The sequence below is a fragment of the Burkholderia sp. GW821-FHT14F03 genome, from assembly GCF_058803765.1.
In genome coordinates this window covers 1-25,044 of the sequence record NZ_JBXAPG010000048.1, presented here as the reverse complement: position 1 = coordinate 25,044, position 25,044 = coordinate 1, and the positions used below count along the sequence as shown (strand labels likewise).

16 protein-coding genes and 1 pseudogene are annotated in these 25,044 nt (G+C 71.5%); 9 read left to right on the top strand and 8 right to left on the bottom strand.

Going from position 1 to position 25,044, the window contains the following annotated elements; genetic code table 11:
• Positions 1-29: 29 nt before the first annotated feature.
• The 6 genes from AC1RQF_RS26840 to AC1RQF_RS26815 form a co-directional block, all read right to left on the bottom strand.
• A complete protein-coding gene (locus tag AC1RQF_RS26840) occupies positions 30-1,142 on the bottom strand; it encodes an asparaginase domain-containing protein (RefSeq protein WP_274002258.1) in 1,113 nt (370 codons plus the stop codon).
• On the bottom strand, positions 1,139-1,990 hold the full coding sequence (locus AC1RQF_RS26835; protein WP_492873325.1) for a formyl transferase: 852 nt from the start codon (positions 1,988-1,990) through the stop codon (positions 1,139-1,141). The genes AC1RQF_RS26840 and AC1RQF_RS26835 overlap by 4 nt, the downstream gene beginning before the upstream one ends.
• Complete coding sequence (locus tag AC1RQF_RS26830) at positions 1,987-2,202, bottom strand: MbtH family protein (RefSeq protein ID WP_274002255.1); 216 nt, start codon at positions 2,200-2,202, stop codon at positions 1,987-1,989. The genes AC1RQF_RS26835 and AC1RQF_RS26830 overlap by 4 nt, the downstream gene beginning before the upstream one ends.
• The gene (locus AC1RQF_RS26825) at positions 2,199-5,462 is read right to left on the bottom strand and encodes an amino acid adenylation domain-containing protein (protein WP_492873324.1); all 3,264 of its coding nucleotides are present in this window, start codon (positions 5,460-5,462) and stop codon (positions 2,199-2,201) included. The genes AC1RQF_RS26830 and AC1RQF_RS26825 overlap by 4 nt, the downstream gene beginning before the upstream one ends.
• Positions 5,459-12,214 carry an amino acid adenylation domain-containing protein gene (locus AC1RQF_RS26820; protein ID WP_492873323.1) on the bottom strand — a complete coding sequence of 2,252 codons (6,756 nt, stop codon included), beginning with the start codon at positions 12,212-12,214 and terminating at the stop codon, positions 5,459-5,461. Before AC1RQF_RS26820 ends, AC1RQF_RS26825 begins: the two co-directional genes overlap by 4 nt.
• A 67-nt stretch (positions 12,215-12,281) precedes the next feature.
• A complete protein-coding gene (locus tag AC1RQF_RS26815; protein ID WP_274002252.1) occupies positions 12,282-12,809 on the bottom strand; it encodes a hypothetical protein in 528 nt (175 codons plus the stop codon).
• Between the two features lie 450 nt (positions 12,810-13,259).
• Here AC1RQF_RS26815 and sbnA point away from each other — a divergent pair, with 450 nt between their 5' ends.
• A complete protein-coding gene (gene sbnA / locus AC1RQF_RS26810; RefSeq protein WP_274002251.1) occupies positions 13,260-14,261 on the top strand; it encodes a 2,3-diaminopropionate biosynthesis protein SbnA in 1,002 nt (333 codons plus the stop codon).
• Positions 14,254-15,324 (top strand): 2,3-diaminopropionate biosynthesis protein SbnB, encoded by a 1,071-nt coding sequence (gene sbnB / locus AC1RQF_RS26805; protein WP_274002249.1) that lies wholly within the window; start codon positions 14,254-14,256, stop codon positions 15,322-15,324. The genes sbnA and sbnB overlap by 8 nt, the downstream gene beginning before the upstream one ends.
• A 197-nt stretch (positions 15,325-15,521) precedes the next feature.
• Here sbnB and AC1RQF_RS26800 read toward each other — a convergent pair.
• Positions 15,522-15,877: pseudogene (locus AC1RQF_RS26800) on the bottom strand (cytochrome P460 family protein); the annotation flags it as partial.
• Positions 15,878-16,105: 228 nt separating this feature from the next.
• On the opposite strand from AC1RQF_RS26800, the gene AC1RQF_RS26795 reads away from it, so the two are divergent.
• The 7 genes from AC1RQF_RS26795 (at position 16,106) to AC1RQF_RS26765 (ending at position 23,400) form a co-directional block, all read left to right on the top strand.
• Positions 16,106-17,137 (top strand): substrate-binding domain-containing protein, encoded by a 1,032-nt coding sequence (locus AC1RQF_RS26795; protein WP_274002248.1) that lies wholly within the window; start codon positions 16,106-16,108, stop codon positions 17,135-17,137.
• A 35-nt stretch (positions 17,138-17,172) separates the two neighbouring features.
• Entirely contained in the window at positions 17,173-18,225 is a 1,053-nt protein-coding gene (locus tag AC1RQF_RS26790; protein WP_443111563.1) for an ABC transporter substrate-binding protein, read from the top strand.
• A gap of 10 nt (positions 18,226-18,235) precedes the next feature.
• Positions 18,236-19,063 (top strand): ABC transporter permease, encoded by an 828-nt coding sequence (locus AC1RQF_RS26785; protein ID WP_274002247.1) that lies wholly within the window; start codon positions 18,236-18,238, stop codon positions 19,061-19,063.
• Positions 19,064-19,073: 10 nt separating this feature from the next.
• Positions 19,074-19,976, top strand: coding sequence for an ABC transporter permease (locus tag AC1RQF_RS26780; RefSeq protein ID WP_492873322.1), 903 nt, complete (start codon positions 19,074-19,076; stop codon positions 19,974-19,976).
• A 34-nt stretch (positions 19,977-20,010) separates the two neighbouring features.
• On the top strand, positions 20,011-21,039 hold the full coding sequence (locus AC1RQF_RS26775; protein ID WP_274002244.1) for an ABC transporter ATP-binding protein: 1,029 nt from the start codon (positions 20,011-20,013) through the stop codon (positions 21,037-21,039).
• 24 nt (positions 21,040-21,063) lie between these two features.
• Positions 21,064-21,888 (top strand): phosphodiesterase, encoded by an 825-nt coding sequence (locus AC1RQF_RS26770; RefSeq protein ID WP_492873321.1) that lies wholly within the window; start codon positions 21,064-21,066, stop codon positions 21,886-21,888.
• Between the two features lie 312 nt (positions 21,889-22,200).
• Positions 22,201-23,400 (top strand): MFS transporter, encoded by a 1,200-nt coding sequence (locus tag AC1RQF_RS26765; RefSeq protein ID WP_274002240.1) that lies wholly within the window; start codon positions 22,201-22,203, stop codon positions 23,398-23,400.
• 85 nt (positions 23,401-23,485) lie between these two features.
• Here AC1RQF_RS26765 and AC1RQF_RS26760 read toward each other — a convergent pair whose 3' ends face one another.
• A complete protein-coding gene (locus AC1RQF_RS26760) occupies positions 23,486-24,418 on the bottom strand; it encodes an EamA family transporter (protein ID WP_274002239.1) in 933 nt (310 codons plus the stop codon).
• Between the last annotated feature and the right edge of the window lie 626 nt (positions 24,419-25,044).

Genomic DNA, 25,044 nt, shown 5'->3' with positions numbered 1-25,044 from the left:
CCTTCGGGTTGAGTGAATCGGCGGCGGCCTCAGTGGCCCGGCAGCGTCCTCACGGCCGCGCTCTCGGGCGGCGTGATCTCGCCCGCCAGGCTGCGCTGCATCGTCTTGCGGATCTCGGCGGGCGCCATGCCCACGCTGATCAGACTGACGAGCTTGGCGAGCGATGCCTCGGGCACCATGTCGTAGGCGCTGATCGCGCCCGCTTCCGCGAGTCCGGAGCCCGTCTCGTAGGCCCCGATGTTGACCGTGCCCGCGAGCACCTGCGTGTTGTCCATCAGCACGACGCCCGCCTTGTTCGCGGTCGACAGCACCTGCAGGAAGTCTGCGGCCGACGGGCCGTTGCCTTCCCCGAACGCCTCGATCACGACGCCGCGCACGGCGGGCGCGCTCTCGTTGATCATCGCGTTCGCGACCGATGCGCCGATGCCCGGATAGAGCGTCATCACGATCGCCGCGAAATTCCGCAGCGCCTGCGACTGGCTGCTCAGGCGCGTCTTCGCGGCGGCGAGGTTCGCGGGGTTGTCGAGCGACACGCTCCAGTCCGGCGGCGGCAGCAGCAACGCCGTGTTGATCGTGATCTGCGCGGCCACCGTCGCGAGCGGCGGAAAATTGGGCGACGCGAACGCCGCGAACTGATTCGCGTTGACCTTGACCGAGCGGTTGCCGCGCAGCAGCAGTGAATCGAAGTACAGCAGGCTCTCGGGAATGCCCGTCGTGCCGGCGATCACGATCGCGCCGATCAGATTGGTCAGCGCGTCGTTGAGCGTCGTCGCGAGCGGCACCTGCGAGCCCGTGAACACGACGGGCTTCGCGAGCCCCTGCAGCAGGAACGACGTCGCGGCCGCGCTGAACGCCATCGTGTCGGTGCCGTGCAGCACCACGAAGCCGTCGTAGTCGTCGTAGACTTCGGCGAGCGACTGCGCGATGGTGATCCAGTCGGCCGGCGTCATGTTCGAACTGTCGAGCGGCGTGTCGAACCACGCGACCGTGTAGCTCAGGTCGGGATAGCCCGCCACCTCGCCGCCGGCGAGCCCCGGCATCGATTCGATCAGCGCCTGGAACTGCGGCCCCGGCATCGGCGCGAGCGGCGTGCCGATGCAGCCGATCGTGCCGCCGGTGTAAAGCACGTAGACATGGCTCATCGCGATTCTCCTTCGGAACGCAGGAACTCAGAGGGCGCGACGCGCGCGCCCGCGGCCGCGGCCGCGGTCGGAATGCCCAGCGCGCCGCGCTTGCGCCGGAAGAACAGCCGCAGGTCATGGAACACATTGCGGTCGCGATTGCGGTATTGCCGTCCGACCGGCGACTGCGGCGCGCGCGGCAGCGGCACGCCCGCCTCGAGATCCGCGAGCAGTTCGACGAGCCGGTGGATGGCCGCCTTCTCCGCGCGGCAGTACAGCTTCTCGGCGGTGTCGTCCGCGTACAGCGGCGGCGTGATCCGCGTGATGAGGTCGCCCGTGTCGACCCCGGCGTCGACGAAATGAATCGTCGAGCCGATCCGGTCGAACGCGCGGTCGTAGAGCGCGAAGAAGAAGCATTGATTGCCGCGATACCACGGCAGGAAACCGCCGTGGATATTGATCGTCGTGCCCGTCGCGGCCAGCGTGCGGCGCGACAGGATGCTCGTGCAGATCACGACGGTCACGTCGGGCGCGGTCTCCTCCAGCAGCGCGACGACCTCGTCGCGATTGATCCAGTCGACCGTCAGGCTCGGCGGTGTCGGCCATTCGGGCGCGTCGGGCGGCAGCGCGAAATACGCGCGGCGATAGGCATTCAAGCCGACCAGCGTGCGACGCCAGCGGTGATAGCCGAGCGCCGCCCAGTCGATCCAGCGCCTGCGCCGCCACAGCCGCCGGTGCTGGCAATCGGAAGGCTCGACCACCAGCGCGGCGAGCCCGAAGCGGCGATGCAGTTCGGCGGCGAGATAACGGTGATGCGCGTCGTCCGACGTGAGCAGCGCGATGCGCAGCGGTGTTGGCTGTTCGCTCATGAGGCGTCCCCTCCCAGTACACGGCGCAGCGACAGCGGCCGCATGTCGGTCCAGACCTCGCGGACGCGCGCGAGGCACGCGTCCCGGTCGCCCTCGAAGCCCGTCTCGCGCCACCCCAGCGGCGGCGTCGCGTGCGCGGCCCACAGCGAATACTGTTCTTCCTCGTTGACCACGACCTGGTAGCGCGTCGTGTCGTCCTCGTCTCGTGTCATCGGCGATCTCCCTGGAAATCGCGCGCGGCCGTCTCGCCGAGCAGCGCGGCAAGTTCGGCCGGCGCGGTGCGCGCCAGCTCGGCGTCGATGATCGCGACGGCCAGCTCGGCGATGGTCGGCGCCTCGAACAGCCGCCGCAGCGGCAGTTCGACGCCGAGCCGCGCGCGGATGCGCGCGGCCACCCGGGTGGCGAGCAACGAATGGCCGCCCAGGTCGAAGAAATTGTCATGCAGGCCGACCGGCTCGACCTTCAGCACCTCGCTCCAGATCGCCGCCAGCGCGATCTCGACGGGGGTGCCGGGCGGCGCGTCCGACGACGCGGCCGCGCGCGGCGGCTCCGGATCCGGCAACGCCGCGCGGTCGATCTTGCCGCTCGGCGTGAGCGGCATCGCCGTCACGGGCACGAACAGCGCCGGCACCATCGACTCGGGCAGCCGCGTGCGGCAGTGACGCCGCAGCGCAGCCGCGTCGGCCGCGCCGTCCTGGCTGCGCGCGGCGTTCACGTACGCGATCAGGCGACGGCCGCCCGCCGGGTCCGGCCCGTCGACCACCACCGCCTCGCGCACGCCCGGCGCGTCGCGCAGCACGGCCTCCACTTCGCCCGGTTCGACCCGCACGCCACGCACCTTGATCTGCCGGTCGAGCCGACCGAGGAACACGAGCGCGCCGTCGGCGCGGCGGCGCGCGAGATCCCCGGTGCGGTACATCCGCGCGCCTGGCGTCGGCGAGAACGGATCGGCCACGAAGCGCTCGGCCGTTTGCGCCGGCTGGCCAAGGTAGCCGCGCGCGGGCAGGCAGCCGCCGATGCACAGCTCGCCCGGCAGGCCGTCCGGCACCAGCGCGCCGAGGCGGTCGAGCAGATAGGCCCGCGCGCCCGCGATCGCGCGGCCGATCGGCGGCAGTTCCGGCCAGTCGTCCGGCGCGCCGGCGAGACGCCACTCGGTCGCGACGTGCGTCTCGGTCGGGCCGTACTGGTTGGACAACGCGGCGATGCGATGGCGGCGCACGAAATCCGCGAGCGGCCGCGACACCTGCAACTGCTCGCCCGCCGTGATGATCTCCCGCAACGCCAGCGCCGGGCCCGCCGGGTCGTCCGCCGCCGTCGCGGCCAGCGCCTGGAGCGCGGCCGCCGGCGCGAAGAGCCGTTCGATGCCGTCGGCCGCAAGGCGGCGCAGCAGCGCGGCCGGATCGCGGCGCTCCTCCTCGCTCGCGAGCACGAGCGTCGCGCCCGCGCCCAGCGTCGAGAAGATCTCCTGCGCCGACACGTCGAAGTTCAGCGACGTGAATTGCAGCACGCGCGCCGGCGCGGGCGCGGCGGCGTGCTGCCACGCGATCAGGTTCGCGAGCGGCCCGTGCGGCATCGCGACGCCTTTCGGCCGCCCCGTCGAGCCCGACGTATAGAGCAGATAGGCGAGGCTGTCGCGCCGGGCGGCCGGCAGCGCCTCGCGCGCCGCCGGGGCGTCCGCGTCCACCGGCACGCAGGCGGACCCGGCGAATGCGGGCGCCGCGCCCGCCGTGACCACGAGCCCGAGCCGCGCGTCCGCGCAGATCGCCGCGAGCCGCTGCTCGGGATAGACCGGATCGAGCGGCACGTAGCACGCGCCCGCCTGCAGCACCGCGAGCACCGCCACCACCTGCTCGATGGAACGGTCGATATAAATACCCACCGGCGCGTCCGGTCCGGCGCCGCGCGCCGCGAGCGCGTGCGCGAGCCGCTCGGCGCGGTGCGCCAGCTCGCCGTACGTCAGCGCGCGCTCACCCTGCCGAAGCGCGATCGCGTCCGGCGTCGCCGCCGCCCGGGCCGCGACGCGTTCATGGACGAGCGGCGGCGTCGCCTCGGCCGGCCACGGCGACGCGGCAGCGGCCAGCGCGGCGGCGTGCTCGGCGGCGTCCATCAGCGGCAGCGCGCCCATCGGCTGGTCGGGCGACGCGAGCGCCGCGCCGAGCAGCGTCGTGAAGTGGCGCGCGAGCCGTTCGATCGTCGGCGCGTCGAACAGGTCGGTCGCGTATTCGACGATGCCCCGCAAGCGGCCGCCGACTTCGATCATCGACACATGCAGATCGAACTTGGCGGTTCCGATGCCGATCTCGCGGTAGTCGTGCCCGTCGTCCTCGGCCGGACGGCCGCGATCGTCGAACGCGTTCAGGACGAACATCACCTGGAACAGCGGGTTGTGATTCAGCGCGCGCTGCGGCCGAAGCGCCTCGACGAGCCGTTCGAACGGCAAGTCCTGGTGCGCATGCGCGGCGAGCGTCGTCTCGCGCACCGCGCCCACCAGCGCGCGGAATCCGCGCGTGTCGTCGACGCGGCTGCGCAACACGAGCGTGTTCGCGAAGAAACCGATCAAGCCTTCCAGTTCCACGCGGGTCCGGTTCGCGATCGGCGTGCCGACCACCACGTCGGACTGTCCGCTGCAGCGCGCGAGCAAGAGCTTGAACACGGCCAGCAACACCATGAACGGCGTCGCGCCTTCGCGCTGCGCGAACGCGCGCACCGCACGCGTCGTCGCCGCGTCGAGCGAGAAGTTGTGCAGCGCGCCCCGATAGCTCGGCGCCGCCGGGCGCGGCCGGTCGAACGGCAGATCGAGCGGCGCGGCCGGCGCGCCGTCGAGCTGGCCGCGCCAGAACGCGAGCTGGCGCTCGAGCGCGTCGCCGTCGAGCCAGTCGCGCTGCCACACCGCGAAGTCCGCGTACTGGATCGGCAGCGGCGCGAGCGTCGCGGGCCGGCCGTCGGCGAATCCCGCGTACAGCGTGCTGAATTCTCGATACAACACGCGCATCGACCATCCGTCGGCGATGATGTGATGGATCGTCAGCACCAGCAGGTGCTCATCGGGCGCAACCCGGATCACGCGCAGTCGCAACAGCGGCGCCGCGTCCAGATCGAACGGCCGCGCCGCCTCGTCGACCGCGCACCGCTGCGCGGCCGCCGCGCGTTCGGCCTCGGGCAGCGCGCTCAGGTCGGTGAGCGCGAGCGGCAGCGTCACCGTCGACGCGACGACTTGTACCGGATGGCCGTCCTCGACGTCGAAATGCGTGCGCAGCGTCTCGTGCCGCGCGATCAACGCGTCGAGCGCGCGCTCCAGCGCGCCCCACGCGAGCGCGCCGCGCCACGGCACGATGTCGTACATGTTGTAGATCGCCTGGCCCGGCTGAAGCTGCTCGAGAAACCACAGCCGCTCCTGCGCGAAGGACGCCGGAAACACGTACACGTCCTGTTCAGTGGTCTCCGGCGGCGTGGCGACGTCGAGCGGGCTCATTGCGCGTCACCGCGCGCGGAGCCGCCGCGTCGCGCCCGATAGGCCGCGCGCGGCACGCTGACCAGCTCGGGAACCGACGACGCCGGCGCGCCGTTCGCGCGCAGCTCGTCGACCGCGCGCGCGAGATCGACGACGGTCGGCATCTCGAAGATCGTCCGCAACGACACCTCCGCGCCGAGTTCGTCGCGCAGCCGCGAGATCACCTGGGTCGCCAGCAGCGAATGGCCGCCGATGTCGAAGAAATGATCCGTGCGCGCGATCCGTTCGATGCCGAGAATCCGGCTCCAGATGGCGGCGACCGCCCGCTCCGTGTCGCTCTGCGGCGGCTCGCCCGGCGCGCCGCCGGCCGGCCGTTCGCCGGGCGCGGGCAGCGCCGCGCGATCGAGCTTGCCGTTCGCGGTCAGCGGAATCGCGTCGACCGCGACGAAATGCGCGGGCACCATGTAGTCGGGCAACAGCCGCTTGCAATGACGGCGCAGCGTGTCGTCGTCAGGCGGCGCGGCCGCGTCGGCAGCCACCACGTAGGCAACCAGCTGCCGGTCGTCCGGACCGCCCCGGCACACCGTCACCGTCGTCCGCACCGCCGGATGCTCGCGCAGCGCCGCGTCCACTTCGCTCGGCTCGATCCGGTAGCCGCGGATCTTGACCTGTCCGTCGGCGCGGCCGAGGAATTCGAGCGTGCCGTCCGCGCGCAGCCGCGCGAGATCGCCCGTGCGATACAGCCGCCCGCCCGGCGCGCCGCCGAACGGATCAGGCACGAAGCGCTCGGCCGTCAGGTCGGGGCGGCCGACATAGCCGCGCGCGACGCACGCCCCGCCGATCAGGATTTCGCCGATCGTGCCCGTCGGCGCGAGCCGGCCGGCCGCGTCGACGACGTACAGCGTCGCGTGCGGCAGCGCCGGCGCGAGCGACAGCGGCGCGCCTTCGGGCGGCGGCGCGGTCAGCGTCTGGATCGAGCAGAACACCGTGGTCTCGGTCGGACCATAGGTGTGCTTGAACACCGGAATCCGCGACGCCTGCATCACCGCGCGCACCTTCGCCGCATCGACCTGGTCGCCGCCGACGAGCAGCAGGCGCGCGCCGAGATAGGCGTCGGGGCGATGCGCGGCCGTCTGGTTGAACAGCGTGGCCGTCTGGTACAGCACGCTGACGCGGCGCTCGGCCAGCGTCGCCGCGAGCTGGTCGGGCACCAGCAGCGCGTCGCGTTCGATGCCGACGAGGCACGCGCCCGCGCTCAGCGCGCCCCAGCATTCGAACGCCATCACGTCGAACGCGGGGCTCGAACTCTGCGCGACACGATCCTCGGGCGCGATGCGCGCCGAGTGCATCGCGTCGAGCAGCCACGACAATTGACGGTGCTCGATCATCACGCCCTTCGGCTTGCCGGTCGAACCGGACGTGAAGATGATCTGCGCGAGCCCGGCGGGCGCGTTGCGCGTCTTGAGCGACTGCGCGGAACGCGCCGCGATCGCCCCGGCCTGCGCGTCCAGGTCGAGCTGCGCCATGCCGTCCGGCAGCGGCGCCTCGACGCCGCCCGCCGTAAGCACGAGCTCCACGCCCGCGTCGGCGAGCATCGAGGCGAGCCGCTCGGGCGGATTGCGCGTGTCGAGCGTGACGAACGCGCCGCCCACCTTCCACACCGCGAGCATCGCGACGACGAGCGCCGCCGAGCGATCGAGCCACAGCCCGATGCGCGCGTCGGTGCCGATGCCCCGCGCGCGCAAGAGCCGCGCCAGCCGGTTCGCGCGCGCGTCGAGTTCGCCATAGCTGAGCGTCGCGTCCGCGAACGCCAGCGCGGGCGCGCCGGGCGCGCTCGCCGCCTGGCGCGCGACGCGCACGTCGAGCGTCAGTCCCGGCTCGAACGCCTCGGCCGGCTCGGCGAGGCCCGTCAGCAAGTGCGCGCGCTCGTCCGCGCCGATCAGCTCCAGCGCCGCGACGCTCGCATCGGGCTCGGCGACGATCGCGCGCAGCAGGTTGACCAGATGGTCCGCCATCGTCGCCACGGTCGCCGGATCGAACAGATCGCTCGCGTATTCGATCGCACCCGACAGCGCGCCGCCCGTCTCGGCGAACGCCACGGTCAGGTCGAACTTCGAGGTGCCGCCCAGCGCCTCGGGCGGCGGCGCGTCGGCCGGCGCGGCCGGCTCGCTCGACGTGCCGGCGGCCGCCTGGAACAGCAGCATCACCTGGAACAGCGGGTTGTGGCCGAGCGTGCGCTCGGGCTGCAGCGCCTCGACCAGCCGCTCGAACGGCAGATCCTGATGTGCGTACGCGGCGAGCGTGGTCTCCCGCACGTTCGCGAGCAGCGCGCGGAACGACGCATCGTCATCGATCCGCGTGCGCAGCACCAGCGTATTCACGAAGAAGCCGATCAAGTCCTCGAATTCGGCGCGCGTGCGATTCGCGATCGGCGTGCCCACGACGACGTCGCGCTGACCGCTGCAACGGCTCAGGAACAGCTTCACGGCGGCCGCGACCGCCATGAACAGCGTCGCGCCCTCTTCCTGCGCGAGCGCGCGCAGCGCCGCCGTCGTTGCACGGTCGATCGCGAACGACAGCAGTCCGCCGCGATATCGCTGCACCGCCGGCCGCGGCCGGTCCGTCGGCAGCGCCAGCACCGCCGGCGCGCCCGCCAACTGCCCGCGCCAATAGTCCAGCTGCGCCGCGAGCGTGTCGCCTTGCAGCCAATCCCGCTGCCATGCCGCGAACGCCGCGTACTGGATCGACAGCGGCCGCAGCGGCGACGGACGGCCCGCGTCGAACGCCTCGTACAGCGCGCCCAGCTCGCGGTACAGCACGCCCATCGACCAGCCGTCCGACACGATGTGATGCAGCGTCAGCAGGACCAGATGATCCGCCTCGCCCAACTGCACCAGCCGCGCCCGCATCAGCGGCGCCTCACCCAGATTGAACGGCCGCCCCGCCTCCTCCGCCGCGATCGCCTGCGCCGCCGCCGTCCGTTCGCCCTCCGGCAGCCCTTGCAGATCGTCCACGACGAACGGCACCGACGCGGCGCCCGCGATCCGCTGCACCGGCTTGCCTTCCCGCGCGTCGAAGCGCGTGCGCAGCGTCTCGTGACGCCGCACGATCTCGTTCAACGCGCGCTCCAGCACCGTCGCCCTCAGCGGCGCGCGGATCCGCAGCGCGAACGGCACGTTGTACAGCGGGCTCCCCGGATGCAACTGATCGAAGAACCACAGCCGCTCCTGCGCGAACGACAGCGGCGCGACGCGCGACTCGGCGGCCGCGCGCGCGGGCCCCGACAACAGTCTCGCGAGCAGCGCGCGCTTGTCCACCGGCGTCAGGTCGTCGAGCGAAGCCGTTGCGCCATCCGCCGGCTGGCGGCGCAGCGCCGCGTCGATCGCGGCGTCGACCGCGTCCGCGCCGTCGGGCGTCGCCAGCGCGCACAACAGATCATTGAGCACGACGTCGGCCAGTTCGGCTGGCGCGCGCGGAACCGGTGCGCCCGGAACCTCCGCCGCCCCGGCGCGCGGCGTGCCGCCCGCGGGCGCGCGCTCGACGAGCGCCGCGAGACCCGCGACGGTCGGCGTCTCGAAGATCGTGCGCAGCGGCACCTCGAGCCCGAAGCGCTCGCGCAGGCGCGACACGAGCTGCGTCGCCAGCAGCGAATGCCCGCCGATCTCGAAGAAGTTGCGATGAATGCCGACCTGGTCGGTCTCCAGCAGCCCGGACCAGATCTCCGCGACGGCCGCCTCGGCCTCGCTGCGCGGCCGCGCATCGGCGGGGGTCTGCTCGGGCTGAACCGGCGCGGCCGCGAGCGCCGCGCGATCGATCTTGCCGTTCGGCGTCAGCGGCAGCGCCGCATGGAGGTACAGCGCCGACGGCACCATGTAGCCGGGCAGATGCTCCTGCGCATGACGCCGCACCGCGTCCACGTCGAGCGACGCGCCGGCCGGCGCGAGATGCGCATCGAGCCGCCGCGCCGCGCCCTCGCCGCGCGCGACGACCGCGACGCCGCCGACGCCCGGCGCGGCGCTCAGCACCGCCTCGATCTCGCCGGGCTCGATGCGGAAGCCGCGGATCTTGACCTGCTCGTCGGTCCGCCCGAGAAAATCGAGCATGCCGTCCGCGCGCAGGCGCACGAGATCGCCGGATCGGTACAGACGCGCGCCCGGTTCGCCTGAGAACGGATCGGGCACGAAACGCGCGGCGGTCAGATCGGGCCGCCCGAGGTAGCCGCGCGCCAGTCCGTCACCGCCGATGTACAGCTCGCCGGCGACGCCCGGCGGCGTCGGTTCGCCATGCGGGTCGAGCACGTAGAGCCGGGTGTTGATGCACGGCCGGCCGATCGGCACCCGGCCGGTGGCCGGATCGTAGCCGCCCGTCGCCGCCCAGATCGCGGTCTCGCTCGGCCCGTAGCCGTTGATGAAGCGCCGTCCGGCGGCCCAGCGCACCGCGACGGCGGGCTCGACAGCCTCGCCCACCATCATGAGCAACGCCAGGTCGGGCAGCCCGGCGTCGGGCGTGATCGCGCACGCCGCCGGCGGCAACACGGCGGCCGTGATGCGTTGCGCGCGCAGCAGCGCGGCGAGCGGCGCGCCGGGGGCGCGTGCGTCGGCCGGCGCGAAATGCAGGCAGGCGCCCGCCGTCCACGCGAGCAGCATTTCGAAGATCGACGCGTCGAAGCCGATCGCGGCGAAATGCAGCACCCGATCGGCCGGCGTGAGCCGAAACAGCGCGCGCTGGCCGAACGCGACGCGCGCGAGCCCCTGGTGCGTCACGGCAACGCCCTTCGGCTCGCCGGTCGAGCCGGACGTGAAGATCACGTACGCGCACTGCGCCGGCGCGAGCCGCGGCCGGTAGACGAACGGCGCGCTCGTGAACGCCGCCTGCGCGACGTCGACGAGCGTGATGTCTCCGGGCACCCAGTCGTGCCCGTCGCCCGGATCGCCGAGCACGACGCGCAGCGACGCTTCCCGCGCGATGTGCGCGAGCCGCCGGCACGGCAACGCGGGGTCGAGCGGCACGTACGCCGCGCCCGCCTGCAGGACGCCGAGGAACGCGACCGCGAGCGCCGCGGACGGACGCAGACAGACGCCGACCCGGTCCTCCGCGCCGATGCCGCGCGCGACCAACGCCGCGGCGACGCCCTGCGCGCGCCGCATCAGTTCGCGATAGCTGAGCCGACCGTCGGGCGCCTCGACCGCCGGGCGCTCCGGGAGCGTCCCGGCCAGGTACGCGATCAGATCGGGCGCCGACAGGTCGGGATCATAGGGATGACGCGGGCCGTTCCAGTCGTACAGCAGCGCGTGCCGCTGCGCCGGCGACAGCAACGGCAGCCGTCGGACCGCCAGATCCGGCTGCCGCACGAGCGCCGCCAGCAGGATCTGCAATTGGCCGGCCAGCCCGGCGACGGTCGCATCGTCGAACAGGTCGCGGCTGAACTCGAACACGCCGCCGAGCCCCGCGCCCTGGTCCGTGATCGCGAGCGACAGATCGAAGCGCGCCATCCCGTTGCGCGGCACCGCCGGTTCGACGGGCTGCGCGGACGCCGTTCCCGAGCCGGCGCGCGTTTCGCCGTCGGTCTGCAACGCGAACAGCACCTGGAACAGCGGGTTGTACGCGAGACTGCGCTCGGGCTGCAATTCCTCGACCAGCCGCTCGAACGGCAGATCCTGATGCGCGTACGCGGCGAGCGTGGTTTCCCGCACATCTGCGAGCAGCGCGCGGAACGACGCGTTCCCGTCGATTCGCGTGCGCAACACCAGCGTGTTCACGAAGAAGCCGATCAGGTCCTCCGTTTCCTCGCGCGTGCGGTTCGCGATCGGCGTGCCGGTCACGATGTCCGGCTGGCCGCTGATCCGCGCGAGCAGGAGCGCGAACGCGCCGAGCAGCACCATGAACAGCGTGGCCCCCTCGGCCTGCGCGAGCGCGCGCAGCGCGGCCGTCGTCTCGCGGTCGATCACGAACGGCAGCAGCCCGCCGCGATAGCGCTGCACCGCAGGACGCGGCCGGTCCGTCGGCAGCGCGAGCACCGCCGGCGCGCCCGCCAGCTGCCCGCGCCAGTAGTCCAGTTGCGCCGCGAGCGTCTCGCCCTGCAGCCAGTCCCGCTGCCACACCGCGAAATCCGCGTACTGGATCGACGGCGGCCGCAGCGGCGACGGCAGGCCCGCATCGAACGCCGCGTACAGCGCGCCCAACTCACGGTGCAGCACGTGCATCGACCAGCCGTCCGACACGATGTGATGAAGCGTCAGCAGAATCAGATGGTCCGCCTCGCCCAGCCGCACCAGGCGCGCCCGCACGAGCGGCGCGCGGCCGAGATCGAACGGCCGCTCCGCCTCCTGCGCCGCGATCGCTTGCGCCGCCGCCTCCCGCTCGCCGGCCGGCAGCCCGCGCAGATCACTCACCGCGACCGGCGCGGACGCCGCTTCCACGATACGCTGCACGGGTTTGCCGCCATGCGCCTCGAAGCGCGTGCGCAGCGTCTCGTGACGTCGCACGATCTCGTTCAGCGTCTGCTCCAGCACGGCCACCCGCACCGCCGAGTGGACCCGCAGCGCGAACGGCACGTTGTACAGCGCGCTGCCCGGATGCAATTGATCGAAGAACCACAGCCGCTCCTGCGCGAACGACAGCGGCGCGGCATCCGTCCCGCCGCGGCGGGGAATCGCGCCCCGCGCTTCGCCGCCTCGCTCCATCAACCGCTGTTCCAGCGCCTGGCGTTGTTCACTCGTGAGCGTCGCCGGCCGCGCGCCGCCCGCCGCAAAGACATCCTGGAGATCCGTCATCGTCGAGTCACCGCTCCGGCGAAACGGCCTGGGCGCGATGCGCCCGGGCCGGATGATTGCGAAATAGTCAGGGACGCAGGCTGGCGTAATAGCCGGCCCACGCGATGCTCTCGCCGAACGCGGAGAGCTGGCGGGGATCGATGTCGTGAATGTCGTGCCGCGACCAGATGACCTTCACTTCGTCGAGATAGCGCGAATACGCAAACGCGATCTTTGCCTGCTGGCGCTCGGGCGCGCCGAGCGTGCGCACCGTACGCAGGTAGTCGGCGACCAGCTCGCAACGTTCGAGCGTCTGCCCCGGCGAGGACAGCGCCGCGAGCTTTTGTTGCAGTTCGTAGTCGGCTTCCGCGATGGCCTGTCGAATCTCCACCGAATGCCACGCGGTGGCGAGCTTGTCGTACAGGTCGCGGTACGCCGTGGCGATCGCATCGGCGATCGACGGCGCCCCGCTGCTGCTGGGAAGCGTCACGTGCGCGGCGGAGACCGGTATCGCCGTCCCGTTGCCGTTGTACGGCCCGGGCGTCCCGGTGCCGCCATCCGGCAATTCGCGACGGCTGGCGGCATTCTCGCCCGTTTTATCTTCCCCATCAGACATGATTCGGCCTCCTTTATCGGCGCACGTAAATCGATGCTTATATATAGTACGCACGAAATTTTATGCAACTCTTTAATTTGATATTTAATCGGACCCGAAAACGACACAAATAACCACTCATAATAACGCGCGAGGATCGTTCATCGCCTTGCAACGATATCCGGCTTTGCATGTGCTTTCGGCACGCCGAAAGCCGCTTCCATGCCGAAGCACGGCTATGAACACATTCCGCCGATTGCTTGACTCTTCGGTTGCGTATAGTACTGTTTAGTGCCGGAATGGAAATCCTATTCGTATGATTTTTATCAATTTCTTTTCGATAAATAAAATTCCAATCAAATACCAACCAGAAATCCACCGAATCAAACATTCCTTCCGATACGAAACAATTCATCGGTTAATTAATTTGCATGCCTATCGAATCGATTCTCTTAATTGGGGAGTTATCGAATGTTTGCTGACAAGCCGAGCGAGCTGATGGTCGGGGATGCCTTCATCCGTCTTCGCGGCATCGTTCCGAAGGGAACCGTGCATTTGAAAATCGAGGGGTTCACCTCGGGCGGTTCGATCAAGACCAAGACCGCGCGCCATATGCTCGATCAACACGAGGCGCGCGGCCACGCGCATCGGGACCAGCGCTTCATCGAAAGTTCGTCCGGCAATCTCGGGCTTGCGCTCAGCATGATCGCCGCCGAGCGCGGCTATCGCTTCACCTGTGTGAGCGATCCGAATCTGTCTCCGCAGACCCACAAGCTGATGCTCGCGTTCGGCGCGGAAGTCGTGATCGTGGAGAAGCACGACGCGAACGGCGGTTACCTCGGCACGCGCATCGCGTACATCCGGCAGCGGCTGGAGGAGGATGCCGGGCTCGTGTGGCTCAACCAGTACGCCAACGCCGACAACGCGGGCGCGCATCTGCGCTTCACCGGCCCCGAGATCTTCTCGGCCTTTCCGCGCATCGATTTCCTGTTCGTCGGCGCGGGCACGACCGGCACGCTCGGCGGCATCTCGCACTACGCGCGGCAGTATTCGCCGGCGACGAAGCTGATCGCGGTGGATTCGGTCGGTTCCGTGACCTTCGGCCTGCCGTCGGGCCGGCGCTACATCGCGGGACTCGGCACGAGCTGCCGCCCGCCGATCGCCGACGATTGCACGATGGACGCCCTCGAGATGATCGAGGAAGCGGACACGATCGTGATGTGCCGCCGGCTCGCCGCGCAGGGCCTGCTGGTCGGCGGCTCGACGGGCACCGTGCTCACGGCCGTTGCGCGCTACGCGGAATGCATCCCGCCCGACGCCGTCGTCGTGGCCGTCTCGCCCGATCTCGGCGACCGCTACGTCGACACGATCTACGACAACACCTGGGTCGAGTCGCGCTTCGCCGGCCTGCTCGAACGCTGCGGCAGGACGATTTCCGCCGCCCCTCTTCTCTGGGAGCGCCACCATGGCTGACCTTCTCACGCGCGAACGCGCCGCGTCGCGGGCCGGCGGCGATCCCGCCGCGGACCCGTTCGCGTTCTCCGTCATCGCCGGCGACACGGTGCGCGAGATCGTCGCCGCGTCCTTTCCGGAACTGGTCGACATCGTGCGCGACGCCTATCTCGCGCATGCGCTCGGCGTCGCGCACAACCCGCCGAGCCATTTCCTGCGCTTCGCGGATCGCCCGCGCGACCGGATCATCGCGCTGCCGGCCGATCTCGGTCCCGATGTCGGGCTCGCCGGCATCAAATGGATCGCGAGCTGGCCCGAAAACGTCGAGCGGTCGATGCCGCGCGCGTCCGCGCTGCTCGTGCTGAATCGCCGCGACACCGGCTACCCGCTGTGCGTGATGGAGGCGTCCACGATCAGCGCGGCGCGCACCGCCGCGTCGGCGGCGCTCGGGCTGCGGGAGCTCGGCGCGGGCCGGCTGCCGGCGCAGCCGCGCATCGGCGTGATCGGCTGCGGCGTGATCGCGCGCTACATCGTCGACATGATCCTCGCGCAAGGCGCCCGGCCCGCCGTCATCGCCGCGTTCGACCTCAACCGGGACGACGCGCGGCGTCTGCTCGATCATGTCGGCCCGGTCGCCGCGCCCGAGCCGTCGTCCTCGATCGAGACGCTGATACGCGACAGCGACGTGGTGATATTCGCCACGACCGCGCCGCGCCCCCACGTGCTCGATCCCGGCTGGTTCGCGCATGCGCCCGTCGTGCTGAACATCTCGCTGCGCGATCTCGCGCCCGAAGTCATCCTCGCCGCCGACAACGTCGTGGACGACGTCGACCACTGCCTGCAGGCCGACACGTCCCCGCACCTCGCCGAACAGCAGGTCGGCCACCGGCGCTTCATCACCGGCACGATCGCCGGCGCGGTCCAGGGCGCGTTCCGCGTCGATCCGGCGCGGCCCGTGATCTACTCGCCGTTCGGCATGGGCATCCTGGATCTGGCGGTCGGCCAGCACGTGCATGCGGCGGCGCGGCGCGCGGGGCGCGTCGTCGACATCCCGGGGTTCTTCGCGGAACGCTCGCGCTGGTAAGCCGCGGCGTCGACGGAGCGGCGCGCGCCGCTCCGTCCCGCGTCCTCGGGCCCGCCGGGTGGAGAGCGCCCCCGCCTCACGCCGGCCGGGTCGAAGATGCCGCCGATCCGCACGCGGAAGGTCGAGAACGCGACGTCCGCCCCCTGCTCGGTGCGACACGCCTTCATCATCGGCCCGTCGAGCGGGTCGTCGACGCACCAGCCGCCCGTCGCCGCGCAGCGCTGCGCGTCCTTGACCCTCACCTGCACGGTCGTCGCGGCCCCGGGCACCGTGGCGCTCGGTGCGCCCTTCGGCGGCGCGCCCTTCCATGCGCGCTTGACCGGCACCGTCCCGTCCGGAAACGGCGCGGTCGCACGCTCGACCGCGCGCACCGCCGTCGGGTTGCCGAGCACGACGCGCAGTTCGTCGAGCGGCGCGGCTTCCTCGGCGGGCGCGATCAGCGTCCATCGGCGACAGCCGTCCGGATCGTCACACCATGGATCGGCGACGCCGCGCCGATCGCCGCCGGTTCGGCCGTCGCCATCGTCAGGAGCGCGGCGCGCATGCGGGTCATATCGAATCTGGGTGGTTCGCGCCCGCCCGGGCGCGGCCGCGCGAGCGCGTCGGCCGCCTCGCTTGATTGGAACCGGCACACGTATCCAGAACATGTCCGCCCGGGCCGCGCGGCGTATCCGCACCGGCCTCCGAGACACACGGATACCGGCCCGCCGCGTCATCGAAACTTCACAGTCGCTGCCGATAATCCGCCTCGACGAAAACGTTTACATCCACGCTACGCACCATGCCGTCGACCATCAGGGATGTCGCCGCCCTCTCGGGTTTCTCGATCGCCACCGTCTCGCGCGCGTTGAACGCGCCGCACACCGTCGGCCCCTCGACGCTCGCGTCGATCCGCGCCGCGATCGAGACGCTGCACTACCGCCCCAACCCGCTGGGGCGCCAGCTTCGCAGCGAGCGCACCCAGCTCGTCGGCGTGGTGTTGCCGACGCTCGCGAACCCGGTGTTCGCCGAATGCCTGCAAGGCATCGACGAGCTGGCCTCGCTCGCGGGCTTCAAGCTGATCGTGATGACCACCGAGTACGACGCCGCGCGCGAGCGTCACGCGATCGAAACGCTGCGCGCGCAACGCGTCGAGGGCCTGATCCTGACGGTCGCCGACGCGGACGCCCATCCGCTCCTCGACGCCCTCGACCACGACGGGCCGCTCTACGTGCTGATGCACAACGACACGCTGCGCCGCCCGTCGGTCGCCGTCGACAACCGGCAGGCCGCCTACGACGGCGTCAGCCTGTTGATCGCGCGCGGCCACCGGCGCGTGCTGATGCTGGCGGGAGCGCTCGCGGCCTCGGACCGCGCTCGGCTGCGTCATCGCGGTTACGCGCAGGCGCTCGAGGACGGCGGGCTCGAACCGCTGCCCGCGCTCGAAGTCGACTTCAACGCGCCCGCGCTGCCGGCCGCCGTGCTCGCGCACCTGACCGCGCGCGCGACGCGGCCGACCGCGATCTTCTGCAGCAACGATCTGCTCGCGATGGTGGTGATGCGCGGCCTGCGCGCCGCGCGCTTCAGCGTGCCGGACGACGTCTCGGTGCTCGGCTTCGACGGCCTCGCGATCGGCGAGCTGCTCGCGCCGCCGCTCGCGAGCGTCGCCACCCCGAATCGCGAGATCGGCCGCGCCGCGTGGCAGCGCCTCGTCGAACGGATCAGCGGCATCCAGCACCCGCGCGCGGCGCTCACGCTGCCGCACACCGTGCGCGACGGCGCGTCGATCGCATCGCCCCGGCTCGGCGCGCGCGCCGAACCCCGTCCCGCCTGACCCGCACCGCCCCGCCTCTCCAGGAGACCCTGCTCGTGAACCACCGCCCCGCCTCCCGCTCGCGCCTCTTCGCCGCCGTCCGCGGCCTGTTCGTCGCGCCGCTCGTGTGCGCCGCCGCGCTCGTGTCGCTCGCGCCGGCCGCCTACGCGGACGAAACCGCGATCTGCTACAACTGCCCGCCCGAATGGGCGGACTGGGCCGCGCAGATCGCCGCGATCAAGGACAAGACCGGCATCCGCGTGCCGTTCGACAACAAGAACTCCGGCCAGTCGATCGCGCAGCTGATCGCCGAACAGAAGAGCCCCGTCGCCGACGTCGTGTACCTCGGCGTGTCGTCCGCCTATCAGGCGAAGGACAAGGGCGTGATCGCGCCGTACAAGCCCGCGCACTGGAACGACATCCCCGCGAACCTGAAGGATCCGCAGGGCTACTGGTTCACGATCCACTCGGGCACGCTCGGCTTCTTCGTCAACAAGGACGCGCTCGACGGCAAGCCCGTGCCGCGCAGTTGGGCGGACCTGCTCAAGCCCGAATACAAGGGGATGGTCGGCTACCTCGATCCGTCGAGCGCGTTCGTCGGCTACGCGGGCGCGGTCGCGGTCAACCAGGCGCTCGGCGGCACGCTCGACAATTTCGCGCCGGCGCTCGACTGGTTCCGCAAGCTGAAGGCGAACCAGCCGATCGTGCCGAAGCAGACCGCGTACGCGCGCGTGCTGTCCGGCGAGATCCCGATCCTGCTCGACTACGACTTCGACGCCTACCGCGCGAAATACAAGGACCAGGCGAACGTCGAGTTCGTGATCCCGAAGGAAGGCACGATCGCGGTGCCATACGTGATGAGCCTCGTCAAGGGCGCGCCGCACGAGGCGAACGGCAGGAAGGTGCTCGATTTCGTGCTGTCCGACGAAGGCCAGCGGCTGTGGGCGAACGCCTATCTGCGGCCGGTGCGCGCGCAGGCCGTCAGCCCCGAGCTGGCCGCGAAGTTCCTGCCCGCGAGCGAATACGCGCGCGCGAAGACGGTCGACTTCGGCAAGATGGCGGCGGGCCAGCAGGCGTTCGGCCTGCGCTATCTGCAGACCATGCAGTGACGGCCGCCCGATGAGCCGCTCCGACCTCACCTTTCCGGCGCGCTGGCGCGTCGCGCTCGTCGCGCCGGCGCTCGCGGTGTTCGCCGCGTTCTGGCTGCTGCCGATGGCCGCGCTCGCGCAGGTGTCCGCGAACGGCGCGTTCGTCGACACCTACGCCGCGCTGCTGTCGAATCCGCGCTACATGTCGAGCCTCGGCGCGACGGTCGCGCTGTCGGCGGCCGTCACGCTCGTCACGCTCGTGCTGTCGACGCTCGCGGGCCTGCTGCTCGCGCGCCGGGAATTCGCCGGCAAGCGCGTGCTGATCGCGCTGCTGACCTTCCCGCTCGCGTTTCCCGGGGTCGTGGTCGGCTTCATGGTGATCATGCTCGCGGGCCGCCAGGGCCTGATCGGCCTGCTCACGGCGCGCCTCACCGGCGACAAGTGGGTGTTCGCCTATTCGGTCGCGGGCCTGTTCGTCGGCTACCTGTACTTCTCGATTCCGCGCGTGATCGTCACGGTGATCGCGGCGGCGTCGAAGCTCGACGCCTCGCTCGAAGAGGCCGCGCGCTCGCTCGGCGCATCGCCGTGGCGGATCCTGCTCGACATCGTGCTGCCCGCGCTCGCGCCCGGCCTCGTCGCGGCGGGCGCGATCTGCTTCGCGACCTCGATGGGCGCGTTCGGCACCGCGTTCACGCTCGCGACCGACCTCAACGTGCTGCCGATGGCGATCTACACCGAGTTCACGCTGAACGCGAACGTCGCGACGGCGGCCGGGCTGTCGATCGTGCTCGGCGTCGTCACCTGGGCGGCGCTCGCGCTCGCCCGTCATTTCAGCGGTCAGGCCGTGGCCGCCGCCTGAGGATCGCCCGATGCACGCCTCCCCCGCCTCCGCCTCGCCCGCCCGGTCCGCGCGCCGGTCCGCGCGCCGGCCCGCACGCCGCCGCGCCGGCGCGTCGACCGCCTGGCTCGCCGCGCTCCAGTGGGCCGTCACGCTGCTGCTCGCCGCCTTCATGATCATCCCGGTCGTGATGTCGGTGCTCGCCGGGCTGACCGTCAACTACTTCCGCGGGCTGTCGAGCGGCCTGACACTGCGCTGGCTCGCGCAGGTCTGGGCCCAGTATCACGACTCGGTGTTCCTGTCGCTCGGCATCGCGCTCGCCACGCTCGCGGTCACGCTGCTGGTCGGCGTGCCCGCCGGCTATGCGCTCGCGCGCAGCCGCGGCCGCGCCGCGCGCGTGGTCGAGGAGCTGCTGGTGCTGCCCGTCGCGCTGCCCGGCCTCGCCTCGGCGCTCGCGCTGCTGGTGGTCTACGGCGGCTGGACCGCGTTTCGCCTGAGCGCGTGGTTCATCGTCGCCGGCCACGTCGTGTTCACGCTGCCGTTCATGGTGCGCTCGGTCGCGGCCGTCGCCGCGGGCGCCGACCTGCGCACGCTCGAAGAAGGCGCGGCGAGCCTCGGCGCCTCGTTCGCGACGCGCTTCGCGACGATCGTGCTGCCCAACCTGCTGCCCGGCATCGTCGCGGGCGCGCTGACGGTGCTCACGCTGTCGATCGGCGAATTCAACCTGACCTGGATGCTGCACACACCCGACACCAAAACGCTGCCGGTCGGGCTCGCCGACACCTATGCGTCGCTGCGCCTCGAAGTCGGCAGCGCCTATACGATCCTGTTCCTGCTGATGACGCTGCCGCTGCTGATCGCGATGCAGTGGCTCGGCGTCGATCCGTCCGGCGCGCGGCGGCGCGCGCGGCGGCGCGCCCGGCGGCGCGCTTGACGTCCCGTCCGTCCGTTCCCGTTCCCGCTCCCCGATGAAACTCGATTCCGTACCCATCGCCATCACGCGCTGCGCGAAGACCTTCCGCGGCGTGCGCGTGCTCGAACCGCTCGACCTGTCGATCGGCGCGGGCGAGACGCTCGTGCTGCTCGGCCCGTCCGGCTGCGGCAAGACCACCACGCTGCGCCTGCTCGCCGGGCTCGACACGCCCGACGCGGGCGGCGCGATCCGCTTCGGCGACGACGACGTGACCACGCTGCCAATCGAGCGCCGCCAGGTCGGCATGGTGTTCCAGAACTACGCGCTGTTCCCGAACCTGTCGGTGCGCGGCAATGTCGGCTACGGCCTGCGGATCCGCCGCACTGACGCCGCCGCGCTGCGCCGCCGCGTCGATGCGCTGCTCGCGATGATGCGGCTCGACGCGCACGCGGACAAATCGATCGACCAGTTGTCGGGCGGCCAGCGGCAGCGCGTCGCGCTCGCCCGCGCGCTCGCGGTGGAGCCGCGCGTGCTGCTGCTCGACGAGCCGCTGACCGCCCTCGACGCGAAGCTGCGCGACGCGCTGCGCCGCGACATGGACGCGCTGCTGCGCGAGCTGGGCGTGACCACGGTCTACGTGACGCACGACCAGGCCGAGGCGATGGCGCTCGGCGACCGGATCGTCGTGATGAGCGCCGGCCGCATCGAGCAGGTCGGCACGCCGCGCGACATCTACTACCGGCCCGCGAACCGCACGGTCGCGCAGTTCATCGGCACGCTGAACCGCGTGGCCGGCGCGTGGCGCGACGGCGCGCTCGTGACCGAGGGCGGCGCGCTCGCGCTCGAACGTCCGGCCGACGAGGTGTTCTTCCGCCCCGAGGACGCGCGCCTCGCCGACCCGGCGCACGCCGCGCTGCGCGGCGCGATCGCCGGCTGCGCTTTCCTCGGCGACCGGACTCGCCTTACCATCGAGCAGGCGGCCCCGGATCCGCTCGTGGTCGACGTGCCCGGCCGCATCGAGCTGGCCCGCGGCACCGCGGTCGGCCTCGCGATCGACGCGGCCGGCCTGATCACACTCGACTGACGCCCCCACCGGCAAGGACACGACATGCTGCTCGCCCACATCAGCGACCTCCACATCAAGCGACCCGGCGCGCTCGCGTACCAGCGCGTCGACACCGCCGCGCATGTCGCGCGCTGCGTCGCGCGCCTGAACGCGCTCGCGCCGCGTCCGGACGCGGTGCTCATCACCGGCGACCTGACCGATTTCGGCCACGAAGAGGAATACCGGCACCTGAAGGCGCTGCTCGCGCCGCTCGAGATTCCCTATTACCTGCTGGTCGGCAATCACGACGAGCGCGCGGCGCTGCGACGCGTGTTCGCGGAACGCGACGAACTGCAGCACGGCGAGTTCGTGCAGTACGCGCTCGACCTCGGGCCGCTGCGCGTGCTCGCGCTCGATTCGCAGATTCCCGGCACGAGCGGCGGCACGCTGTGCGAGGCGCGCCTCGCGTGGCTCGCCGGGCAGCTCGACGCCGCGCGCGACCGGCCGGTCGTGGTCGCGCTGCATCACCCGCCGTTCGTCTCGGGGATCGACCACATGGACGCGATGCGCCTCGCCCCCGACGCCGCCGCGCGGCTCGATACGCTGCTGCGCGCGCATCCGAACGTCGAGCGGGTGCTGTGCGGCCACGTGCACCGCGCGATGTACACGCGCTTCGGCGGCACGATCGCGGCGGCCGTGCCGGCGCCCGCGCATCAGGTCACGTTCGACCTGCGCGACGACGCGCCCTCGTCGTTCTCGATGGAGGCGCCCGCGTTCGCCGTGCATCGCTACACGCCCGAGGCCGGCCTGACCTCGCATCACGTGTACGTCGATGCGGGCGACGGCCCCTATCCGTTCTTCGAGCCGGACGGCGATTTGATCGATTGAGCGGTTGGGCGGTTGAGCGGTTGGGCGGTTGGGCGGTTGGGCGGTTGGGCGGTTGGGCGGTTGGGCGGTTGGGCGGTTGAGCCGATGAGCCGATGAGCCGATGAGCCGATGAGCCGTTAGTCCGTTAGTCCGTTAGTCCGTTAGTCCGTTAGTCCGTTAGTCCGTTAGACGGTCTGGCGGTCTGGCACTCAAGCGGTTGAACGCGCCGACGTCGGCAGACCGGCCGGCGCTCCGGTATGATCGTCAGCTGCCCGGCGCGCCGGGCAGCTCCGCCGCGCCACGCGCCTCGATTCGCCCCCTGGTTCAACGATCATGTCCGCTTCATCCGCTCCCGCCCCCACAGCCCAGCCTGCGTCGCAGCACTATTCGCGCGGCCTGTTGCTGCTGCTCGCGACCATCGCGGGCGTCTCGGTCGCCAACATCTACTTCAACCAGCCGCTGCTCGACAGCTTCCGCGCCTCGTTTCCCGACGGCGCATCGTGGATCGGCGCTGTGCCGACCGCGACCCAGCTCGGCTACGCGGCCGGCATGCTGCTGCTCGCACCGCTCGGCGACCGCTTCGACCGGCGTCGCTTGATCCTGCTGCAGCTCGTCGGGCTGTCGCTCGCGCTGCTCGCCGCGGCCGCCGCGCCGACGCTGCCGGTGCTCGTGCTCGCGAGCCTCGCGATCGGCGTGCTCGCGACCATCGCGCAGCAGGCCGTGCCGTTCGCGGCCGAGATCGCGCCGGCGAACGCGCGCGGCCAGGCGGTCGGCACCGTGATGAGCGGCCTGCTGCTCGGCATCCTGCTCGCGCGCACCGCCGCCGGCTTCGTCGCCGAGTATTTCGGCTGGCGCGCGGTGTTCGGCGCGTCGGTGGGCGCGCTCGTCGTGCTCGCCGCCGTGATCGTCGCGCGGCTGCCGCGCAGCGCCCCCACCTCGATGCTGCCGTACGGCAAGCTGCTCGCGTCGATGTGGCATCTCACGACCGAGCTGCGCGGGCTGCGCGAGGCCTCGGCCACCGGCGCGGCGGTGTTCGCCGCGTTCAGCGCGTTCTGGCCGGCCCTCACGCTGCTGCTTGCCGGCGCGCCGTTCCACTACGGGCCGCAGGTCGCGGGCCTGTTCGGCGTGGTCGGCGCGGCGGGTGCGCTCGCCGCGCCCTACGCGGGCCGCATCGCCGACAAGCGCGGCCCGCGCGCGATCATCACGCTCGCGATCGCGCTGCTCGCGCTGTCCTACCTGATCTTCGCGGTGTCGGGCGCGAGCCTCGTCGGGCTCGTGATCGGCGTGATCGTGCTCGACGTCGGCGTCCAGGCCGCGCAGATCTCCAACCAGTCGCGCATCTACGCGCTCAAGCCCGAAGCGCGCAGCCGCGTGAACACCGTGTACATGGTCTGCTACTTCATCGGCGGCGCGCTCGGCTCGTCGGCGGGCGTGATCGCCTGGCGCGTCGCGGGCTGGACCGGCGTCTGCGCGGTCGGCCTCGGCTTCTCGCTGCTCGCCGCGCTGATCCACGCGCGCGGCCGGCGCGGCTGACCGCGCGCTGCGGCCCGATGCAAAAAACCCGTTCCACCGCGCAGTGGAACGGGCTTTTTTACCTGCCCGACGAGCGCCGCGGCGCCTAGACCTGCTTGCGCGCGGGGTCGAACACGAACGACAGCCCGACGCTGCCGAGGATCGCGAGCGTCGCGACGACGGTCGCCGTCGTGACCGGCTCGCCGAGCAGCAGCGCGCCGAGCGCGACCGCCACGACGGGATTCACGTACATGCAGCTGCTCGAGATGATCGGGCTCGTGTGGCGGATCAGGTAGCCGTAGGCGACGTAAGCCGCCATCGTGCCCGCCACCATCAGGTAGATGAACGCGACGGTCGCCGTGAAAGCCAGGTGCTCGATGCGCTCGCCGAGGAACCACGCGACGAGCGTCGACACGAGCCCGCCGAGGCCGATCTGCAGCGCGGTCGACAGGAACAGGTCGGACGGCAGCTTGAGGCGCGCGGCCAGATGCGCGCCGCCGGCCCAGAACAGCGCGCCCGCGAGCACGGTGATGCTGCCGAGGGTCGAGCCGGGCGTGGACGGCCCGCCCGAATTCAGCACGACGATGCCGACCATGCCGAGCGCGACGGCCACCCACTCGCCCTTCGAGATCGGGCGGCCCGCGACCGCCGCGATCACGGTCGCGAACAGCGGCACGGTGGCGACCATCACGGCCGCCGAGCCGCTGCTGACCGTGCGCATGCCGAGCGCGATCAGGCCCGACGACAGCGCGACGAGCATCGTGCCGACGAGCGCCGCGTTGCGGATCTCGACGAGCGTCGGCCGGGCCGGCCGGCGGCGCATCGCGAACACGAACAGGCCGGTCCCGGCCAGCAGGTTGCGCAGCCCGGACATCAGCAAAGGCGGAAACGACCCGAGCGCGACGTGCACCGCGAGATAGGTCGAGCCCCACACGATGTAGATGAACCCGAGCGCCAGCGCGATGCGGCCCCCGCGGCTTTGCGGCAGGCGGATCGGGTGCCGCCCGAGAAAGGCGAGCAAGCGGTCGAACGGGGTCATCGGTCAGTCTCGCGGCGCGGGGCGTGCGCCGGGGCCGGCGGAAGGCGGGAATCCAGGGAGCGGCGGGCGCGCGGCGAAGGCGGGCGAGAGCGGGCGGAACGGCATGTCGGAACGTGCGGCGACGATAGGGAACCGGGGATGTCGGTAGGTTCGAATGGATCTGAACTGCGCGGTGCGCCCCGTGGAGCGCACCGTCAGCATTATGCATGAACGGCTGTAAGACGAATGTCGGGACGCGACGAATCAGACTGGGCTGACGTTTCGGCGCGACATTCGCGGGCGCGGCGACAGCGGCGGCGACAGCGGCAGCGGCAGCGGCAGCGGCAGCGGCAAGCAGCGTCGCAGTTTGGCGAAGCGAGACCCGACGGACGCGCGCAGCGTCCGTCGGGTCGTTCGGGTCGTTCGGGTCGTTCGGGTCGTTCGGGTCGTTCGGGTCGTTCGGGTCGTTCGGGTCGTTCGGGTCGGTCGGGTCGGTCGGGTCGGTCGGGTCGGTCGGGTCGGTCGGGTCGGTCGGGTCGGTCGGGTCGGTCGGGTCGGGTCGGGTCGGGTCGGGTCGCGGCGGGTCGCGGCGGGTCGCGGCGGGTCGCGGCGGGTCGCGGCGGGTCGCGGCGGGTCGCGGCGGGTCG

What these genes read in the sequence shown, in the direction of transcription:
- AC1RQF_RS26840 (WP_274002258.1), bottom strand. Translation starts at nt 1,142, where the DNA reads ATGAGCCATGTCTACGTGCTTTACACCGGCGGCACGATCGGCTGCATC.
- AC1RQF_RS26835 (WP_492873325.1), bottom strand. Translation starts at nt 1,990, where the DNA reads ATGAGCGAACAGCCAACACCGCTGCGCATCGCGCTGCTCACGTCGGAC.
- AC1RQF_RS26830 (WP_274002255.1), bottom strand. Translation starts at nt 2,202, where the DNA reads ATGACACGAGACGAGGACGACACGACGCGCTACCAGGTCGTGGTCAAC.
- AC1RQF_RS26825 (WP_492873324.1), bottom strand. Translation starts at nt 5,462, where the DNA reads ATGAGCCCGCTCGACGTCGCCACGCCGCCGGAGACCACTGAACAGGAC.
- AC1RQF_RS26820 (WP_492873323.1), bottom strand. Translation starts at nt 12,214, where the DNA reads ATGACGGATCTCCAGGATGTCTTTGCGGCGGGCGGCGCGCGGCCGGCG.
- AC1RQF_RS26815 (WP_274002252.1), bottom strand. Translation starts at nt 12,809, where the DNA reads ATGTCTGATGGGGAAGATAAAACGGGCGAGAATGCCGCCAGCCGTCGC.
- sbnA (WP_274002251.1), top strand. Translation starts at nt 13,260, where the DNA reads ATGTTTGCTGACAAGCCGAGCGAGCTGATGGTCGGGGATGCCTTCATC.
- sbnB (WP_274002249.1), top strand. Translation starts at nt 14,254, where the DNA reads ATGGCTGACCTTCTCACGCGCGAACGCGCCGCGTCGCGGGCCGGCGGC.
- AC1RQF_RS26795 (WP_274002248.1), top strand. Translation starts at nt 16,106, where the DNA reads ATGCCGTCGACCATCAGGGATGTCGCCGCCCTCTCGGGTTTCTCGATC.
- AC1RQF_RS26785 (WP_274002247.1), top strand. Translation starts at nt 18,236, where the DNA reads ATGAGCCGCTCCGACCTCACCTTTCCGGCGCGCTGGCGCGTCGCGCTC.
- AC1RQF_RS26780 (WP_492873322.1), top strand. Translation starts at nt 19,074, where the DNA reads ATGCACGCCTCCCCCGCCTCCGCCTCGCCCGCCCGGTCCGCGCGCCGG.
- AC1RQF_RS26775 (WP_274002244.1), top strand. Translation starts at nt 20,011, where the DNA reads ATGAAACTCGATTCCGTACCCATCGCCATCACGCGCTGCGCGAAGACC.
- AC1RQF_RS26770 (WP_492873321.1), top strand. Translation starts at nt 21,064, where the DNA reads ATGCTGCTCGCCCACATCAGCGACCTCCACATCAAGCGACCCGGCGCG.
- AC1RQF_RS26765 (WP_274002240.1), top strand. Translation starts at nt 22,201, where the DNA reads ATGTCCGCTTCATCCGCTCCCGCCCCCACAGCCCAGCCTGCGTCGCAG.
- AC1RQF_RS26760 (WP_274002239.1), bottom strand. Translation starts at nt 24,418, where the DNA reads ATGACCCCGTTCGACCGCTTGCTCGCCTTTCTCGGGCGGCACCCGATC.